Annotated in this window: 15 protein-coding genes; 14 read left to right on the top strand and 1 reads right to left on the bottom strand. The window is 71.6% G+C overall.

The features are described from left to right. Positions 1 to 185 precede the first annotated feature (185 nt). The 11 genes from KALB_RS40225 (at position 186) to KALB_RS40175 (ending at position 13,862) form a co-directional block, all read left to right on the top strand. The gene (locus KALB_RS40225) at positions 186 to 4,184 is read left to right on the top strand and encodes a type VII secretion protein EccC (protein WP_025361345.1); all 3,999 of its coding nucleotides are present in this window, start codon (positions 186 to 188) and stop codon (positions 4,182 to 4,184) included. Position 4,185: 1 nt separating this feature from the next. After that, complete coding sequence (locus KALB_RS40220) at positions 4,186 to 6,018, top strand: type VII secretion-associated protein (protein ID WP_025361344.1); 1,833 nt, start codon at positions 4,186 to 4,188, stop codon at positions 6,016 to 6,018. 14 nt (positions 6,019 to 6,032) lie between these two features. Beyond that, complete coding sequence (locus tag KALB_RS44670) at positions 6,033 to 6,446, top strand: hypothetical protein (RefSeq protein WP_148309838.1); 414 nt, start codon at positions 6,033 to 6,035, stop codon at positions 6,444 to 6,446. Positions 6,447 to 6,584: 138 nt separating this feature from the next. Next, positions 6,585 to 6,902 carry a WXG100 family type VII secretion target gene (locus KALB_RS40210; RefSeq protein ID WP_025361342.1) on the top strand — a complete coding sequence of 106 codons (318 nt, stop codon included), beginning with the start codon at positions 6,585 to 6,587 and terminating at the stop codon, positions 6,900 to 6,902. Between the two features lie 84 nt (positions 6,903 to 6,986). Further along, a complete protein-coding gene (locus KALB_RS40205; RefSeq protein ID WP_025361341.1) occupies positions 6,987 to 7,277 on the top strand; it encodes a WXG100 family type VII secretion target in 291 nt (96 codons plus the stop codon). A gap of 292 nt (positions 7,278 to 7,569) precedes the next feature. After that, positions 7,570 to 8,013, top strand: a complete 444-nt coding sequence (gene rplM, locus KALB_RS40200) for a 50S ribosomal protein L13 (protein ID WP_025361340.1) — start codon at positions 7,570 to 7,572, stop codon at positions 8,011 to 8,013. A gap of 14 nt (positions 8,014 to 8,027) precedes the next feature. After that, positions 8,028 to 8,576 carry a 30S ribosomal protein S9 gene (rpsI, locus tag KALB_RS40195; RefSeq protein WP_025361339.1) on the top strand — a complete coding sequence of 183 codons (549 nt, stop codon included), beginning with the start codon at positions 8,028 to 8,030 and terminating at the stop codon, positions 8,574 to 8,576. A 116-nt stretch (positions 8,577 to 8,692) separates the two neighbouring features. Beyond that, positions 8,693 to 10,030, top strand: a complete 1,338-nt coding sequence (gene glmM / locus KALB_RS40190) for a phosphoglucosamine mutase (protein WP_025361338.1) — start codon at positions 8,693 to 8,695, stop codon at positions 10,028 to 10,030. Positions 10,031 to 10,216: 186 nt separating this feature from the next. Continuing rightward, positions 10,217 to 10,534, top strand: coding sequence for a type VII secretion target (locus KALB_RS40185; protein ID WP_025361337.1), 318 nt, complete (start codon positions 10,217 to 10,219; stop codon positions 10,532 to 10,534). Then, positions 10,534 to 13,479, top strand: a complete 2,946-nt coding sequence (locus KALB_RS48145; protein WP_025361336.1) for a WXG100 family type VII secretion target — start codon at positions 10,534 to 10,536, stop codon at positions 13,477 to 13,479. Before KALB_RS40185 ends, KALB_RS48145 begins: the two co-directional genes overlap by 1 nt. After that, positions 13,476 to 13,862: a hypothetical protein gene (locus tag KALB_RS40175; RefSeq protein WP_025361335.1), complete on the top strand. Its 387-nt coding sequence runs from the start codon at positions 13,476 to 13,478 to the stop codon at positions 13,860 to 13,862. The genes KALB_RS48145 and KALB_RS40175 overlap by 4 nt, the downstream gene beginning before the upstream one ends. 37 nt (positions 13,863 to 13,899) lie before the next feature. On the opposite strand, the gene KALB_RS40170 is transcribed toward KALB_RS40175, so the two are convergent. Then, positions 13,900 to 14,721 carry a dienelactone hydrolase family protein gene (locus tag KALB_RS40170; RefSeq protein ID WP_025361334.1) on the bottom strand — a complete coding sequence of 274 codons (822 nt, stop codon included), beginning with the start codon at positions 14,719 to 14,721 and terminating at the stop codon, positions 13,900 to 13,902. A 172-nt stretch (positions 14,722 to 14,893) separates the two neighbouring features. Here KALB_RS40170 and glmS point away from each other — a divergent pair, with 172 nt between their 5' ends. From glmS to KALB_RS40155, 3 genes are read left to right on the top strand one after another with little or no spacing between them, the layout of a single operon-like run. Then, positions 14,894 to 16,756, top strand: coding sequence for a glutamine--fructose-6-phosphate transaminase (isomerizing) (gene glmS / locus KALB_RS40165; RefSeq protein ID WP_025361333.1), 1,863 nt, complete (start codon positions 14,894 to 14,896; stop codon positions 16,754 to 16,756). An 11-nt stretch (positions 16,757 to 16,767) separates the two neighbouring features. After that, positions 16,768 to 18,192 carry a bifunctional ADP-dependent NAD(P)H-hydrate dehydratase/NAD(P)H-hydrate epimerase gene (locus KALB_RS40160; protein ID WP_025361332.1) on the top strand — a complete coding sequence of 475 codons (1,425 nt, stop codon included), beginning with the start codon at positions 16,768 to 16,770 and terminating at the stop codon, positions 18,190 to 18,192. Beyond that, the gene (locus KALB_RS40155) at positions 18,189 to 18,902 is read left to right on the top strand and encodes a hypothetical protein (RefSeq protein ID WP_025361331.1); all 714 of its coding nucleotides are present in this window, start codon (positions 18,189 to 18,191) and stop codon (positions 18,900 to 18,902) included. Before KALB_RS40160 ends, KALB_RS40155 begins: the two co-directional genes overlap by 4 nt. The last annotated feature ends 59 nt before the right edge of the window (positions 18,903 to 18,961 follow it).

Genomic DNA, 18,961 nt, shown 5'->3' with positions numbered 1-18,961 from the left:
CACTGTTCGTCTCCTGTGGACAGCCCACCGCGCGGGCACCCGATCGGGACGCGTATCCCGGAACCGCCCCCGCGCTGTCGGTGAGCGCCCCTAGTATGGCCGCACCGGACAGCCGGGGAACGCCGGTTCCGGTGAAGACGTTCAAATGGGTTTACCTACCCCGACCCGATAGAGGTGTGAGACCGGTGAGCACGCTGCAGTTCAGGCGTTCGCCCCGCCTGGCCGCCCCGCGGCCGCCGGGTGGCGAGGTCCACCTCGAACCGCCGCCCGAGCTGCCCAGGGTCATCCCCGGCAACATCGTGATGAAGGTGTTGCCGGTGGTCATGATCGTGGCCTCGGTCGGCATGATGGGCTACATGTTCATGGGCCCCGCCTCGGGCCGGAACCCGCAGACCCTGATGATGGGCGGCTTCTTCCTGCTGTCCACGGTCGGCATGATGGCCGGTGGCGGCGGTGGCCGGGGCGGTGGCCAGAAGAAGGCCGAGATGAACGAGGACCGCAAGGACTACCTGCGGTACCTCGGGCAGATGCGCGAGCGGGCCAGGGAGGCCGCCGACGACCAGCGCGCCTCGCTGGAGTGGAACCACCCCGACCCGCAGTCGCTGTGGTCGCTGGCCACCAGCCGCCGCATGTGGGAGCGCAGGCAGGCCGACCCCGACTTCGGCCACGTGCGCATCGCGCGCGGCTCGCAGCGGCTGGCCACCCGCCTGGTGCCGCCGCAGACCGGGCCCGTCGACGAGCTGGAGCCGATCGCCACGCTGGCGCTGCGCCGCTTCGTGCGCGCCCACTCGATCGTGCCCGGCCTGCCCACCATGATCACGATGCGCGGGTTCGCGGCGATCTCCCTGCAGGGCGAGCGCGAGCTGACCCGCGGCCTGGCCAGGGCCATGCTCGGCCAGCTGGTGACCTTCCACTCCCCGGACGACCTGCTGGTGGCCGTGGTCAGCACGGGCCGTGCCAAGGAGCAGTGGGAGTGGGCGAAGTGGCTGCCGCACACCCAGCACCCCACCGCCGTGGACGGCATCGGCCAGCTGCGCATGATGGTCGGCTCGCTGGAGCAGGTCGAGCAGTGGCTGCACGAGTACATGAAGGACCGCCAGCGGTTCCAGCGCAACGCGCCGCCGCTGACCGACCAGCCGCACATCGTGGTGGTGATCGACGACGGTGAGGTCACCCGCGAGGAGCAGATCGTCCTCGACGAGGGCCTGGTCGGCGTCACCCTGCTCGACCTGTCCGACTCGCTGGGCAACCTGCCCGCGCGCCGCGGCCTGCGCCTGGTCGTGGAGCCGGACCGGCTCGGCGCGCGCAGCGCCAGCGGGGTGGAGTGGTTCGGCAAGCCGGACACGCTGACCGTGCCGGAGGCCGAGGCGCTGGCGCGCCGGCTCTCCCCGTACCGGATGGGCGGCCAGCAGGCCGACGCCGGTGGCGACGACCAGCCGCTGCTGACCGCCAACCCGCCGATCCTCGAGCTGCTGGGCATCCCCGGCGACCCGATGACCTTCGAGATCGCCCAGGCGTGGCGGCCGAGGCCCAAGTCGGACCGCTACAAGATCCCGTTCGGGGTCGGTGAGTTCGGCCAGCCGGTGGACCTGGACATCAAGGAGGCCGCCGAGGGCGGCATGGGCCCGCACGGCCTGTGCATCGGCGCCACCGGTTCCGGTAAGTCCGAGTTCCTGCGCACCCTGGTGCTCGGCCTGCTGGCCACGCACTCCTCCACCGCACTGAACATGATCCTGGTGGACTTCAAGGGTGGTGCGACCTTCCTCGGCCTGGACGACGCCCCGCACGTGGCCGCGGTCATCACCAACCTGTCCGGGGACCTGACCCTGGTCGACCGCATGAAGGACGCGATCGCCGGTGAGGTCGCCCGCCGCCAGGAGATCCTGGCCAAGGGCAACTACAAGAACGTCTGGGACTACGAGAGCGCCCGCGAGAAGGGCGCCGACCTCGACCCGCTGCCCGCGCTGTTCATCTGCATCGACGAGTTCTCCGAGATGCTGACGGCCAAGCCGGACTTCATCGACATCTTCCTCCAGATCGGCCGGGTCGGCCGCTCGCTGCAGATCCACATGCTGCTCGCCTCGCAGCGCCTGGAGGAGGGCAAGCTCCGCGGCCTGGACACCTACCTGTCCTACCGGATCGGTCTGAAGACCTTCTCCGCCTCGGAGTCACGCGCCGTGCTCGGTGTGCCGGACGCCTTCGAGCTGCCGCCCATCCCCGGTTCCGGCTACCTGGCCATCCAGGGCGAGCCGATGACCCGGTTCAAGGCGGCCTACGTCTCCGGGCCGTACCGCCCCGCGGGCATGATCGCCGGACCGGCCACGCCCTCGGGCATCAGCGGGGACCGCAGGCCCAAGCTGTTCGTGCCGGACTACGTGGAGATCCCGAAGGAGCCGGAGAAGCCGAAGGAGGTCGTGCCGGAGAAGCCCAAGGACGAGGACAAGATCGAGCCCAGTGTGCTCGAGGTCATCGTGGGCCGGCTCAACGGCCAGGGCGCTCCCGCGCACCAGGTGTGGCTGCCCCCGCTGAACGAGCCGCAGTCGATGGACATGCTGCTGCCCCCGCTGGTGGCCACCCCGGACCGCGGTGTGCAGCCGCAGGGCTTCCAGGGCTACCTCCAGGTCCCGATCGGCCTGGTGGACAAGCCCTTCGAGCAGCGCCGCGACCCCTTCTGGACCGACTTCTCCGGTGCCGCGGGCCACGGGGCCGTCGTCGGCGGTCCGCAGTCGGGCAAGTCGATGCTGCTGCGCACGCTGATCATGTCCATGGCGCTCACGCACACCCCCGAGGAAGTGCAGTTCTACTGCCTGGACCTCGGTGGTGGAACCATGGCGCCGCTGGAGAACCTGCCGCACGTGGGTGGCGTGGCCGGTCGTCTCGACCCGGACAAGGCCCGCCGCATGGTGGCCGAGCTGACCACGCTGATCTCCGACCGCGAGCAGCGCTTCCGCGCCGCGGGCATCGACGGCATGGTCGAGTTCCGCAACCGCAAGCGCCGCGGGGAGATCAAGGACGACCCGTACGGCGACGTGTTCGTGATCGTGGACGGCTGGCTGAACTTCCGCCAGGAGTTCGAGGTCCTGGAGCAGTCGATCCTGAACCTGGCCGCACAGGGTCTGTCCTTCGGCATCCACGTGGTGATCTCGGCCAACCGGTGGGCGGAGATCCGGCCCGCGCTCAAGGACCTGCTCGGCACCCGGTTCGAGCTGCGGCTGGGTGACCCGAGCGAGTCGGAGTTCGACCGCAAGGTCGCGGTGAACGTACCGGTCGGCAGGCCGGGCCGCGGGCTGACCCCGGACAAGCTGCACTTCCTCACCGCACTGCCGAGGATCGACTCCTCCTCCAACACGGGCGATGTCGCGGCCGGTGTGCAGGACGCCCTTGCCAAGATCAACGCCGCCTGGCGCGGACCGGTCGCCCCGGTCGTGCGGCTGCTGCCCGAACTGCTGCCCTACGAGCAGCTGCCGGTGCCGCAGCAGCAGGCCAACCCCCGGCTGGTGCCGCTGGGCGTCAACGAGGACGGGCTCGCCCCGGTGTTCCTCGACTTCGACGCCGACTCGCACTTCATGGCCTTCGCCGAGGGCGAGTCGGGCAAGACGAACCTGTTGCGCACCATCGTGCGCGGCATCATGACCCGGTACACCACCAACGAGGCGGTCATCCTGCTGGTGGACTACCGGCGCACGATGCTCGGCTTCGTGGACACCGACCACCTGCTCAGCTACGTGGTCTCGGCCAACCAGCTGACCGACACCATCAAGGACATCCGCGGCTCGCTGGCCGGGCGCCTGCCCGGTCCGGACGTCACGCAGGAGCAGCTCAGGGCCCGCTCCTGGTGGAAGGGCCCCGAGGTGTTCGTCGTGGTGGACGACTACGACCTGGTGGTCACCCAGAGCGGCAATCCGCTCCAGCCGCTGTCGGAGTTCCTGCCGCAGGCCAAGGACGTGGGTCTGCACATGATCCTGACCAGGCGCTCCGGTGGCGCCAGCCGCGCGATGTTCGACCCGATCATCGGCAAGCTGCGCGAGATCGCGGCCCCCGGCATGGTGATGAGCTGCAACAAGGACGAGGGTGTGCTGCTGGGCACGTACAAGCCGAAGGTGCTGCCCCCGGGCCGAGGCATGATCATCACGCGCAAGCTCGGCCAGCAGCTCATGCAGACGGCCTGGTTGCAGGCTGACTAGCTTGACGATCCACGTAGCGGTCGACTTCGGCACGTCCAGCACGTGCGTCGCGGTGGCGGTGGACGGCAGGGAGCCGCAGCTGGTCGTGCTCGACGGCGGCACCCCGGTGATGCCGTCCGCGGTCTTCGCCGACCGCGGCGGCACCCTGTTCGTCGGGCAGGAGGCCGAGCGCCAGGCGGCGGTGGACCCCTCGCGCTACGAGCCGCACCCCAAGCGGCGCATCGACGAGGGGCAGCTGCTGCTCGGCGACACGGTGCTCAACGTGCTGGACGTGATCAGGGCGGTGCTCGTCCGCGCGGTGGGCGAGGCGCGGCGGCTGGTCGGCGGTGCCGCGGTGGACCTGCTGGTGCTGACCCACCCCGCCGACTGGGGCGCGGTGCGCACGCGGCTGCTCCGCCAGGCGGGGCAGGGGCTGGCCACCGAGGTGTCACTGGTGCCCGAACCCGTTGCGGCGGCGGTGTTCCACTCGGCCTCCACGGCGATGCCCGACGGCGCGGCGCTGGCCGTGCTGGACATGGGCGGCGGCACCGTGGACGCCAGCGTGGTGCGTCGGCGCGGTGCCTCCTTCGAGGTGCTGGCCACCAAGGGCGATCCGGGTTTCGGCGGCGCCGACATCGACCAGGCCCTGCTGGAACACGTCGGCAGCCTGGTGTCGACCGGCGGGCAGGAGGCGTGGCAGGCGCTGGTGGAGGGCCGCGAGCTGGCCGACCGGCGCAGGCGGCGGGTGTTCCGCCAGGACGTGCGCGGGGCCAAGGAGACCCTGTCCCGGCACGCCTACACCGACGTGCCGATGCCACCGCCCTTCCCCGACGCCCACATCACCAGGACCGACCTGGAGCGGCTGATCGGCCCGCAGCTGGGCCGCACCGCCGAGTTGGTGGCCGACACCGTGCGCGCGGCCGGGCTCGCCCCCGGCGACCTGTCCACCGTGTTCCTCGTCGGCGGGTCGAGCCGGATCCCGCTGGTCGCCCGCCTGGTGCACGAGCGGACCGGCGTGATGCCGACCACCCTGGACCAGCCGGAGACGGTGGTCGCCCGCGGCGCCCTGCGGGTGGTCACCATGGACCCGCACCGGACCGGTGCGCTGCCCGGCGTGCGCCCGCCGCACCCGATGCACCAGCCCCTGGAGTCCCCGCCGCGTGGTTACCAGCCGGTGCCCGTCGGCGGTGCGGGCCCCGTGGTGACCCCGCCGGGTGGACTGCCCGCGCCGCCCCCCGGCGCGACCACCCGTCTGCCCCCGCTGCAGCAGAACTTCCCGCAGGTGCCGCCACAGGCCGCCAGCGCGGCGCCGCCCGTGCGCAATCGCTTGCGGTCACGGCTGCCCTGGCTGGTCGTCGGCGCCGTGGTCCTGGTGGTGGCCGTGGCCGTCACGCTGTTCCGCGTGCTGGGCAGCGGGCCGTCCGGCAAGCAGATCGCCCAGTACGACTACCAGTTCACCGCCCCGGTCGGCTGGAGCCAGGTCGGCGGGGACGCCACCAAGCGCGAGGTGCAGATCACCCCGGACGCCGCGCCCTCGGGCGACGACCTGATCGCGGTGCAGGAGCTCGCGCTGACCTACGACAGCTCCGGCCAGCGGGACCGCGCGGTGCGCGAGATCCGCGAGGCGGTGCAGGGTGCCGGTTCGGCCTTCTCCGGCTTCGCCGATCGGGTGAGTTTCGCGGGCAGGGACACCGTGTACTACCGCCAGCAGCGCGGGGGTGCGATGGTCGACTGGTACGTGGTGCTCAAGGGCAAGGCACAGGTCAGCGTCGGCTGCCAGTACACCGACGCGGGGCGCGACAAGGTGCAGGCGGCTTGCCAGCAGGTCGTGAGCGGCCTCACCGTCAACGCCTGATCCAGGAGGGAACCATGTCTTCAGCACAGATGTCTTCGGGGTCGGGCTTCGGGGCCGCCGCGTCCCGGTTCCGGGCCGAGGTGGACGCGGCGGTGGACCGTGGTGCCCGTGCCAGCGCCGCCGCCCGCGAGCGCAGTGCCGCCTTCGCCGGCCGCACCAGGGAGCTCGCCGAGGCCGTGCGATCGGGCCAGGCCAAGCCGGTCGCGGGCGAGCTCACCTCCGAGGACCTGCGCCGGTCGGCCACCTCGTTCCGCACGGACAACGGGCTGCCGGTCGACCGGTTGCCCGCGGGGGCGGACCTGCTCGCGGCAGCGCCCCCGGCGACTACTCCCAGTGCGACCCGACCACCCGCTCCGGGGAGGCGGTCTCCTCGTCCGAGTGACGATGACGAGGACTTTTCGCAAGAGAAAATCCTGTTCCGCGGCTAGTTCCACCCGGCCGCGTTTACTGGAGCAACTGTTTGCCACGAACTCGCGACGAGGCGGAACCGGACATGGCACTGTCGACGTCGCAGTGAACGTACGAACCAAGCAGGCACGACACCCACGTATGAAGGGGGCCTTCCAATGAGCGGCGGCTACGGGACCAACTACCAGGACATGGCGAACCTGGCCAAGGACATCGAGAACGTGGAGCAGGAAGTCAGCGCCTCGGTGAGCAAGCTCGCCTCCGACGTCGCCCCCCTGCAGAGCAGCTGGAAGGGCCAGGCCGCCACGGCTTTCCACAGCCTCATGGAGCGTTTCGACGCGGACGCCAAGAAGCTGAACCAGGCGCTGTCGGACATCGCCAACCAGATGAAGACCAACTCCGCCGGTTACGCCGCGCAGGAAGAGGAGCAGAGCCACAGCCTGAGCAACGTGGCCAGCCGCCTCGCCGGCAACTGATTCTTCTGGGATCGCTTTCGCGGTTCAGTTTCACCTTCGCGCAGATCACACGACCTTTTTCGACTTCATACAGGGGAGATACCAATGGGCGGGCACGTACAGGTTACTTTCGCTGAGGTCGCGCAGGCGGCTTCTGACATCAAGAGCATCCACCAGTCGATCGAGAGCCACCTCGACCAGCTCAAGAGCAAGCTGGCCCCGGTTGTCGGCGAGTGGACCGGTGAGGCCTCGGAGTCCTACCAGGAGGCGCAGCGCCGCTGGGACCAGGCCGCCGCGGACCTGTTCGCCACGCTGGCCGCGATCGGCTCCGCCGTGCAGCAGGCCGGCGAGGGCTACCAGAACGCCGAGGGCGCGGCCAAGAAGCTCTGGGGCTGACGGGTCGTTCACCCGAGCACGCCTTCGTGGACCCCGGCCCGGCCGGGGTCCACGCGCGTGTGCGGGGTGGACCACCCGTTTTGACCCTGCCGGGTGGCACCCGGTATCTTCTTACGTTGTTGTGCGGTATGCGGCGCGACGGTTGTTGCCGCGCGTGCACCAGCAATGCTCCACCACGCTGGCGCAGACGCCGCAACGACACCCCATGACGACCAAGACCTGCTTGAACTACTGCTCTGCGGCCCGTCCGCTCCCGAGCGAAGCATGTCTGCAGTGACGACGAGGTAGATCCGTGCGCACGTACAGCCCGAAGGCCGGCGAGGTGAACCGCGCCTGGCACGTCATCGACGCCCAGGACGTGGTGCTCGGCCGGCTCGCCACGCAGGTCGCGACGCTGCTGCGCGGCAAGCACAAGCCGACTTACGCCCCTCACGTGGACACCGGCGACTTCGTCGTCGTCGTGAACGCGGACAAGGTGGCGCTGACCGGTAGCAAGCGCGACCAGTCCTTCGTGTACCGCCACAGCGGTCACCCGGGTGGTCTCAGCAAGCGCTCCTTCGGCGAGATGCTGGACAAGCACCCCGAGCGCCTGGTCGAGAAGGCCATCAAGGGCATGCTGCCGCACAACAGGCTCGGTCGCGCCATGGCGACCAAGCTGAAGGTGTACGCGGGCCCGGCCCACCCGCACGCGGCCCAGGCGCCGCAGCCGTTCGAGATCACGAAGATCGCCCAGTGACCGAGGAAGCACCAGTGACCACTCCTGACATCGAGCCCGCCGTCGAGGCCGAGCTCGCCGAAGACGCCCAGTCGGCCGTCGCGGCCGAGGCTGACGCCGTCGCCGAGTTCGATGCCGCGGTCGACGCTGACGCTGAGGTCGAGGCCGCCGTCGAGGCTGCCCCGGTCGTCCTGCCCAACCGCCTGATCCAGACCGTCGGCCGCCGCAAGGAGGCCATCGTCCGCGTGCGCCTCGTGCCGGGCTCCGGTCAGTTCAAGCTGAACGGCAAGACCCTGGAGCAGTACTTCCCGAACAAGGTGCACCAGCAGCTCATCCGTGAGCCCCTGGTGACCGTGGAGCGGGCCGAGTCCTTCGACATCATCGGCAACCTGGTCGGTGGCGGCACCTCCGGCCAGGCCGGTGCGCTTCGCCTGGCGATCGCCCGTGCGCTGATCGAGTTCGAGATCGACGACCGCCCGGCCCTGAAGAAGGCCGGCTTCCTGACCCGTGACCCGCGGGCCAAGGAGCGCAAGAAGTACGGTCTGAAGAAGGCCCGCAAGGGCCCGCAGTACAGCAAGCGCTAACGCGCGAACCACAACGGGCGGCGTGTGTCTGCGAGAGCAGACCACGTCGCCCGTTGTGCTTGTGGCCCCCGTAGGCTGCCGCAGTCCTTCCCCACACTCAGGAGGTAGCAGCGCCCATGGCTCGCCTGTTCGGCACCGACGGCGTACGCGGTCTCGCCAACGCGGACCTGACCCCGGAACTCGCTCTCTCGCTGGCTTCCGCAGCCGCCCGGGTTCTGGCCGAGCACGACCGCTCGCACCGGCCGGTCGCCGTGGTCGGCCGGGATCCGCGTGCCAGCGGCGAGATGCTGGAGGCCGCGGTCACCGCAGGGCTGACCGCGGCCGGGGCCGACGTGCTGCGGGTGGGCGTGCTGCCCACGCCCGCCGTGGCGTACCTGGTGTCCGCGCTGTCCGCCGACCTGGGCGTGATGATCTCCGCCTCGCACAACCCGATGCCCGACAACGGGATCAAGTTCTTCGCCGACGGCGGCCACAAGCTGTCCGACTCGGTGGAGGACGAGATCGAGGCCACCCTCGGCGAGCAGGGCGGCGACCGGCCCACCGGTGCCGGGGTCGGCAGGGTGCGCGAGGTCACCGACGCGGTCCAGCGCTACACCGACCACCTGCTGCTGTCCACTCCGCACGATCTGCACGGGCTCAAGGTCGTGGTGGACTGCGCGAACGGGGCCGCCGCCACCGTGGCGCCCGAGGCGTACCGCAGGGCCGGTGCCGAGGTGATCGCGATCCACGCGGACCCGGACGGCCTGAACATCAACGACGGTTGCGGCTCGACGCACCTGGAGGTGTTGCAGGCCGCGGTGCTGGAGCACGGCGCCGACCTGGGCATCGCCCACGACGGTGACGCCGACCGCTGCCTGGCCGTGGACGCCTCCGGCGCGCAGATCGACGGCGACCAGATCATGGCCGTGCTCGCCCTGGCCATGAAGGACGCGGGCGAGCTGGTGGACGACACGCTGGTCGCCACCGTGATGAGCAACCTGGGGCTGCACCTGGCGATGCGCGAGCACGGGGTGAGCCTGCGCACCACCGCGGTCGGCGACCGGTACGTGCTGGAGGAACTGCGGGCCGGTGGCTTCGCGCTGGGCGGCGAGCAGTCCGGCCACGTGGTGCTGCCCTCGCACGCGACCACCGGGGACGGGCTGCTCACCGCGATGCGGCTGATGGCCAGGATGGCGGCCACCGGCCGGTCGCTGGCCGAGCTGGCCGGGGTGATGCGGCGGCTGCCGCAGGTCCTGATCAACGTCAGGGTCACCGACAAGGCGGCCGTCGCGGTGGCCGAGTCGGTCAGCAAGGCCGTGGCCGAGGTCAGCGCCGAGCTGGGGGAGACCGGCCGGGTGCTGCTGCGACCCTCCGGCACCGAGCAGCTGGTCCGGGTGATGGTCGAGGCGCCCAGCCACGACGAGGCCGAGTCCGCCGCCCAGCGGCTGGCCGGTGTGGTGTCCGCGGTCCACTAGTCGCCCGCTCCGTCGGGGTGGTCCTGGTTCGTTCGGCCGCACTGGTCGGTGCCGGTGTGGGATGGTGTTTCCCGGTGCGAATCGTCCCTATTCGGTGAATGGGGAACCAGGCGGGCCCCGGCGGAGTCCTAGTGGTCACCTGCACGGGCTCAAGGGGAGGACGACGGAACATGGGCGGTGGGGATCATGAGCGGTAGCGTCAAGGTCGATGGGCAGTCGCTCACCACGCTCAGCAACTACTTCCGCGAACTGGACGAGACAGCGGCCAACGGTTATCGGACCCGGCTGGACTCGGTGCACATCAGCGGAGACCTCACCGGCCGGGCCTGTCCCCAGGCGGGGGACGCGGTGAAGAAGGCCATGCAGGCGTTGAGCGCCAACGTGAAGGACTTCGGCAGCCACGCCGAGGACATCTGCGCGGGGCTGCGCAACACGGCGAAGAACTACTCCGACACCGACTCGGCGCACGCCGCCAACCTCAGCAACCAGGGTGGTGACCTCTGATGGCCAAGGGAGGACGCGGCGGCCCGCCGCACTCGCCATCAGGTGGGCACAACCCGCCCGGCGGCGGCCACAACCCGCCGAACCACCCGCCGCCCAACCCGCCTGGCGGTGGGCACAACCCGCCGAACCCGCCGAACAATCCGCCCGGTGGTGGCCACAATCCACCGAACCCGCCCAACCCGCCTGGCGGTGGGCACAATCCGCCAAACCCGCCTAACCCGCCGGGTGGTGGGCACAATCCGCCGAACCCGCCCAACCCGCCGGGTGGCGGCCACAACCCGCCGAACCCGCCCGGTGGTGGGGACGACCACCACGGCAACGGGGGCAAGGACGGCAGCGGCGGGGTCAGTGTCAACACCGGTGACATCAACGTCAACTCCGGTAACACCACGAACTCCGGCGATTCCGGCAACACGAACGGTTCCGGTAACACCGGTGATTCCGGGAACACGGGCAACACCGGGAACACGGGCAATACTGGCAACACCGGAAACACGGGCAATTCCGGGAACACGGGCAACAGCGGGCAGACCGCGAGCTTCGGTTCCGGTCGTTCCGACGACGTCTGCGACCAGAAGCTGGACAAGCTCGACGGGTTCAACCACTACCTCGGTTGGTACAACCTCTACACCGACAAGAACCTCGACTTCCGCAACGACATCTGCTCGAAGTACGACGCCGTGCGCGGCATCGACTACGGCCAGTTGAGCCAGGCGGCCTCCGACATCACCTCGGTGGGCACCGACTTCCAGCACACCCGCGACGAGATGGGCAGCAAGGTCGCCGGGGTGGTCGGCAGCGCGTGGACCGGGGACGCGGCCAACGCCTTCGGCACCTACGCCCAGCAGTTCGGCGCCAAGGCGCAGACCATCGACGGGGACATCGCCAAGGTCAGCGCCGCGCTGAGCTCCTCGACCGAGGCCGCCAAGAAGATCGTCGACGCCTACGGGCAGACCCTGGACCAGATCAAGTGGCCCATCGACATCGCCGACGGCGACCTGGTCGTGCTGATCGGGATCTACAAGGGCGCCAGCAGCGCGGCCGACATCATCCAGAAGCTGTTCAACGGCCTGGGTGACCTGATCGGCTTCCGGATGCCCAGCGGCGGCCTGCTCGAGATGGCGATGGACCTGCTCGGTGACATCGTCGACGCGGTGCTGCACGTGCTCGGCTGGACCGAGACGATCTTCCTGAAGGCCGTGGCCGCCGCCGTCAAGGCGTACCTGGACCCGGCGTTCAAGGACAAGTTCGAGCAGAACCTGCAGCTGCTGACCCAGGGCGCGCAGACCGCCGACCAGGGCATCAAGCAGGCGTTCCAGCCGCTGATCCAGGCGTGCGACGCGGTCAACAAGACCCCGTTCAGCGGGCTGTCCACGGTGCCGGAGGGCTCCCCGCAGCAGGACCAGCCCAAGGGCAAGCCCGGTGGCGGCGGCCACCAGCAGGGCGGCGGTGGAGGTGGCGGCCCCAGCGGTGGCGGTGGCGGCGGCCCCAGCGGAGGCGGCGGTGGTGGCGGCATGCCGCAGACCCCGCAGCCGCCCACCCCGGAGATGCCCAAGATCCCGGACCCGGCCTCGACCGCCGCGGCGCACGCGGAGACCGTCAAGATCCACGACGGCTCGAACAACATCGAGGTCGACAGCCCGGACGGCCAGGGCCACGTCAAGATCAAGGTGGACGACGGCTCCGGCAAGGCGCCCAAGACCTACGACGTGGACTTCAACAAGATCGCCAACGACCCGGCGGTCGCCGGGCTGGCGGGCCAGCACGGGGGCACGCCCCAGCTGGGGCCGGACGGCAAGCCGCTGCCGGGCCAGACCGGGTTGCCCGGTCAGCCGGGCCAGACCGGGGTCACCGGCCAGCACCCGACCGAGGTGCCCGGTCAGCCGGGGCAGCACGGGGTCGCCGGGCAGCACCCGACCGGGGTGCCCGGTCAGCCGGGCGCGCCGGGGCAGCCCACGGCCAACCCCGACGGCTCCATCCCGACCCACGCGGGCCCGGACGGCAAGGCCGTGATCCACGACGGCGACCTGACGATCACCGCCGAGCAGGGCGGGGTGCCCGGCGAGGTCAAGATCAGCGTCGACGACGGCTCGGGCAAGCCGCCGCACAACTACACGATCGACTACAACGACACCTCGGGGCCCAAGGCCTCGCCGGTGGACCCGGCGCACCCGGGCGGCACCCAGCCCTCCGGTGCCGGGACCATCCCCGGTCAGGCCACCGGCCAGCACGGGGCCGCCCAGCAGGTCCCGCTCAGCGGGCAGTCGCCGGTCGGAGATGTCCCGGTCGGCGCGGGTCAGGGCACAGGTGCGGCCGGGGCGTGGACCCCGCCCGCACAGGCCCAGCCCGAGCAGATGCCCACCTGGAGCGCGCCCGCCGCGGCGCACACCGAGGTGGCCGGTTTCGACGCGGGCGCCCCGGTGGCCGCCGACCAGGGCCGGTTCTCCGGCAGCCTGTTCGACGCCCCGGCCAGCACCACGGTCTCGGCGGCCGGGTTCGGGGTTGGCTCCGCGACCGGTGACACCGCGGGAGGCCCGTTGTCCTGGGGCGGCGGCTCCGGGGACCACGGCATGGTCGGCGGCCCCGACACCGGCCAGCACAGCGCAGCCCCCGCCGGGGCCCAGCAGTCGAGCGCCTGGGGCGCCGCGCACGGCGGTGCGGTGCAGGCCGGTGCTGTGGACGCCGCCGGTCACCCGACCGGTCCCGGCAACGCCGGGCTGGCCTCGGTCGGCGACAGCGCGCACGCCGCGCAACCCGGTGCGGGCGCGCCCGCGGGCATGATGGGTGGCGGCGGCATGGGCATGATGGGCGGTGGCCAGGGCGGCGGTGGCGGTCAGGGCGGTGACCAGGAGCGCACCAGCAACCCGTGGCGCACGCAGAGCGCGCTGTTCGACGACGCCAAGCAGTCCGCTGTGGACAGTGTGCTCGGGGAGGACAAGCGATGACCGTGGACGAGGCGACCGCCGCCGCGGACGAGGCCGTCGAGAAGATGGCCAAGCTGCGCTCGACGGTGCAGCAGCAGCGCGCCGAGAGCGATCGCAAGCTCGCCGAGGCGAAGGAGCAGAACCAGCAGGTCGTCGACAAGGCGATCGCCGAGGCGAAGGCCAAGCGGGAGGGCAAGCGCACCGCCGTTCCCGCGCGGGACCCGCGCCCCGAGGCGGGTTTCACCTTCTTCGACACCGAGGACGAGTACCAGGCCCCGCAGCGGCCCGCAGCCCCGGTGGCGCCGGAGTTCACGCCGCCGCCCAAGCCGACGCCGAGGCGGCACGCCCGCCCGGTCGCCGAGGACGAGGACGAGGACTACTCGAACCAGACCTGGATGCAGTGAGCACAGGGCGGGCCGGTGTTCCGGCCCGCCCGTCTGGTCAGAGGTGGCTGCGGACCTGGTTCGGGCCGCGGCGGTACTCGATGGCGGCCCGCTTGGTGTCGTTGTCCAGCAGCGCGTCGTAGCGGCGCTCGTCGGTGAGCACGCGCAGCAGGAACGCCGTGATCAGCGCCCTGGCCACCACGTGCGTCCTGGCGGCGCCCTTGCCGTGCAACAGCAGTTCGCTCCAGTGCCTGCCCTCGGTGAAGCCGAGGTGGTTGGCCCCGGACACCGTGCGGTACTGCACCGGACCGGCCCAGTTCTGCGCGATGGCCTCGCTGTGCCCGACCGGCGGCGCGATCAGGTCCTCCTCGGCGGCCAGGTGCAGCCCCGGCATCGCGCAGTGGCGCGCGGCATCCAGTGCGGAGGGCCTGGTCTCCGAAGCCGCCAGGGTGAACACGGCGCGCACCCGCTCGTCCTGCGAGGCGGTCAGCACCGCGCAGCCGCCACCGATCGAGTGGCCGCCCAGCGCCAGCCGTTCGCGGTCCACGGTGACCTCGCCCTCGCCCAGGCGCACCCCGGCGCAGACGTCCAGCGCGGTGCCCAGGTCGGCGGCGAACAGCCGGGGTGAGGCCAGCGGGCCGGTGTGTGTGGTCGGCGCGGCCACCACGAAGCCCCAGGACGCGAGGTGGCGGTACAGACCGGTGTAGCGCTTGGCCGGTTGCAGCCAGCCGTGGCCGAAGGCCAGCGCGGGCCTGCCGCGGCCCGCGCGCGGGGTGTACAGGCTGCCGGGCAGCCCGACCAGTGCGAGGTCGCCGCGGCGCACGCCCTCCGGCCCCGGCCTGCTGAGCTCGGTGAACGCCTGCTTGGCGGTCAGGGCCATGCGTCGCGACATACCCGTGGACGGTAGTCGATCGCGGCCGGTCGGGCCGCGCTGGCTCCCGCCCACAAATTGGTCTACACCACAGCGGGTGCGATCACGGTGCTGACCTGCGCCGACGTGCGACCGGGCGGGCGTCGGCAACCTCCCGGTGGTCTAGCTAGTCTGTACTCCCGTGTGCGGAATCGTGGGATACGTGGGACATCGCCCCGCTCTGGACGTCGTCCTGGAAGGACTGCGCCGACTGGAGTACCGGGGCTACGACTCGGCGGGTGTCGCCGTGCTCGACGGCGCGGGCGGCCTGGCCGTGGAGCGCAAGGCGGGCAGGCTGGCCAACCTGGAGGCCAGGCTGGACGAGGTCGGCCGCGACCACGTGTCCGGCACGACCGGCATGGGGCACACCCGGTGGGCCACCCACGGTGCGCCGATCGACCGCAACTCGCACCCGCACCGCGACGCCACCGGCCGCCTGGCCGTGGTGCACAACGGCATCATCGAGAACTTCGCCCTGCTGCGCGCCGAACTGGAGGCCGAGGGCGTCGAACTGGCCAGCGACACCGACAGCGAGACCGCCGCGCACCTGATCGCCCGCGCCTACGCCGCCGGGGACACCGCCGGTGACCTGCCCGCCAGCGTGCGGCTGGTGTGCCGCCGCCTGGAGGGCGCCTTCACCCTCGTGGTGACCCACGCCGACCAGGCCGACAAGGTGGTCGCCGCCCGGCGCTCCTCCCCGCTGGTGGTCGGCGTCGGCGAGGGCGAGACCTTCCTCGCCTCCGACGTGGCCGCGTTCATCGAGTTCACCCGCAACGCCGTGGAGCTGGGCCAGGACCAGTGCGTGGTGATCACCCGCGAGGGCTACGAGGTCACCGACTTCCTCGGCGAGCCGGTCGCCACCAAGGCGTTCGAGGTCAACTGGGACCTGTCGGCCGCCGAGAAGGGTGGCCACGACTACTTCATGCTCAAGGAGATCGAGGAGCAGCCCGAGGCGCTGGCGAACACGCTGCGCGGGCACTTCGTGGACGGCCGGATCGTGCTGGACGAGCAGCGGCTGGCCGACCAGGACCTGCGTGACGTGGACAAGGTCTTCGTGGTGGCCTGCGGCACCGCGTTCCACTCCGGGCTGGTCGCCAAGTACGCCATCGAGCACTGGACCCGGCTGCCCGTGGAGTGCGAGCTGGCCAGCGAGTTCCGCTACCGCGACCCGGTGCTGGACCGCGACACCCTGGTCGTGGCGATCTCCCAGTCCGGGGAGACCGCCGACACGCTGGAGGCCGTACGGCACGCCCGGGAGCAGAAGGCCCGCGTGCTGGCCATCTGCAACACCAACGGGGCGCAGATCCCGCGCGAGTCCGACGCCGTGCTCTACACCCACGCCGGGCCGGAGATCGGCGTGGCGGCCACCAAGACCTTCCTCGCCCAGATCGCCGCCAACTACCTGGTCGGGCTGGCCCTGGCCCAGGCCCGCGGCACCAAGTACCCGGACGAGGTGGCGCGGGAGTTCCACGAGCTGGAGGCCATGCCCGACGCCGTGCGGCACACGCTCGGGGTGGTGCCGCAGGTCCGCGAGCTGGCGCGCGAGCTGGCCGACTCCAAGGCGATCCTGTTCCTGGGCCGCCACGTGGGCTTCCCGGTGGCGCTGGAGGGCGCGCTCAAGCTCAAGGAGCTGGCCTACATGCACGCCGAGGGCTTCGCCGCGGGCGAGCTCAAGCACGGGCCGATCGCCCTGATCGAGCAGGGCCTGCCCGTGGTCATCGCGATGCCCTCGCCCAAGGGGCGCGCGGTGCTGCACGCCAAGCTGCTGTCCAACATCAACGAGATCCAGGCCCGCGGCGCGCGCACGATCGTCATCGCCGAGGAGGGCGACGACACGGTCAAGCCCTTCGCGGACCACCTGATCGAGGTGCCCGCCGTGCCCACGCTGCTGCAACCTCTGGTGTCCAGCGTGCCGTTGCAGGTGCTGGCCGCGGAGATCGCGCGCAGCCGCGGCTACGACGTGGACAAGCCCCGTAACCTCGCGAAGTCCGTGACCGTCGAGTAGAGGCAGGCGCTGTGCGTGGCGTGTGGACGACCGACCGGGTGCGAGCCGCCGAGCAACGGGCGTTCACCCGCGTGCCGGAGAGCAGGCTCATGCGGGCCGCGGCCTTCGCGGTGGCCGGTGAGGTCGCCGCACTGCTCGCCGAGCGCACGGGCGGGGTCGCCGGACGACGGGTGGCCCTGCTGGTCGGCGCGGGCAACAACGGCGGTGACGCGCTCTGGGCCGGTGCCTTCCTGCGCAGGCGCGGGGTGGCGGTGACCGCCGTGCTGCTCGCACCCGAGCGGGCGCACGCCGAGGGCCTCGCCGCGCTGCGCAGGGCGGGCGGCCGGGTCGGCACCGAGCTGGTCGAGGCCGACGTGGTCGTGGACGGCATCGTCGGGCTGTCCGCCCGCGGCCCGCTGCGCCCGGACGCCGCCGCGCTGGTCGAGCGGGTGAGCGCGCCCATCGTGGCCGTGGACCTGCCCAGCGGGGCCGATCCCGACACCGGCGCGATCGAGGGCCCCGCCGTGCACGCCGAGGTCACCGTGACCTTCGGCGGGCGCAAGCCGGTGCACGTGGTGGGGCCCGGTGCCATCGCCAGCGGCTGGGTGCGCGTGGTGGACATCGGGCTCGGTGCCGAGCTGGGCGAGCCGGACGCCGTGCTGCTCGACCGCGCCGAGGTCGCGCGGGCGTGGCCGGTGCCCGGCCCGACCGACGACAAGTACAGCCAGGGCGTCACCGGGGTGGCGGCCGGGTCGGCAACCTATCCCGGTGCCGCCGTGCTCGCTTCCGGTGCCGCCGTGCTCGCCACCAGCGGCCTGGTCCGCTACGCGGGCACCGCTGCCGAGGTGGTGCGCACGCGCTGGCCCGAGTCGGTGGCCACCGGCTCCGTCACCGACGCGGGCCGCGTGCAGTCCTGGGTCGTCGGGCCGGGACTGGGCACCGGCAAGGCAGGGCGCGGGGTCGTCGCCGAGGTGCTCGGCGCGGGCGTGCCCGTGTGCGTGGACGCCGACGCGATCACCCTGCTGGCCGCCGACCCCGCGCTGTGGGACGCCCGCGACCCGGACACGCCGGTGGTACTGACCCCGCACGACCGCGAGTTCGCCCGGATCGCCGGGGAGGTCGGTTCCGACCGGATCGGGGCCACCAGGCAGGCCGCGCGCACACTGGGCGCCGTGGTCCTGCTCAAGGGCAACAGCACCGTGGTCGCCGCCCCGGACGGGCGGGTGCTGGTCAATCAGGCCCGCTCCGCGTGGCCCGCGACGGCCGGTTCCGGTGACGTGCTGTCCGGGCTGATCGGCGCGCTGCTCGCCAGCGGCATGGACCCGTGGCTGGCCGCGGGCTGCGCCGCCCACGTGCACGAACTGGCCGCCGAGATCGCCGCCGACGGGGCTCCCGCGCCCGCCTCGCACATCGTCGACGCCATTCCCGCTGCCATCCGATCGGTGCGTGCCTCGTGATCCGCAAGCTCGTCCCGGTGCTCGCCGCGCTGCTGCTCGCCGCGAGCCCCGTGCCCGCCTCCGCCGTCACCTCGGCCGAGGACTACGGCGCCTACTCGATGATGTTCAGCCAGCACGCGGGGCAGTTCACCCCCGACGGGGTGAATCTGTACCAGTGGGCGTGGAAGCCCACCTCGCCCACCGAGTCGCGGATCTACTGGGGCGAGTCCAAGTCCTGGCCGCCCAGCTACGGCGAGCGCTTCCTGCGCGACGGCGACTGGGTGCTGCTCGACGGCTACGACGCCCCGGACAACGGGTTCAACCCGCAGCGGGTCACCAGCGAGTCCGTCGGGGACGCCAACTGCGCCAACCTGAGCCCGATCCCGTCCAACGGCGGCCGCCAGCACTACGTGCGCTGGACCATCCCCAGCACCGCGTACTGCCTCCAGGCCACCGGGACCATCACCGTGCCCGCCAACGGCGCCGTCGTGCACTTCCAGCACAACCAGGTCTGGTACCCGCCCGCACCCTGTGAGGCCCCCGGGCACCCCGGCCAGACCTGCATCCGCCAGCACGAGCAGTGGTTCGACGACAAGGACCAGCCCTTCGGCCTCGTGCTGGAGCGTGACCAGTACATCGCCCGGGGTCACGGCATGGCATTCCTTATCGACAAGACCCGCCCCGACCAGTGGCACGCCCACATCACCAGCGACTGGTCCTGGCCGGCCTGACCGGGTGGCGTGAAGGTGGCTTTCACTGCGCCCAGCGCAGTGAAAGCCACCTTCACGGC

It is taken from the genome of Kutzneria viridogrisea DSM 43870, from assembly GCF_000525635.1.
Classification (GTDB): domain Bacteria; phylum Actinomycetota; class Actinomycetes; order Mycobacteriales; family Pseudonocardiaceae; genus Kutzneria; species Kutzneria viridogrisea.
This window is presented reverse-complemented; position numbering and strand designations above follow the sequence as displayed.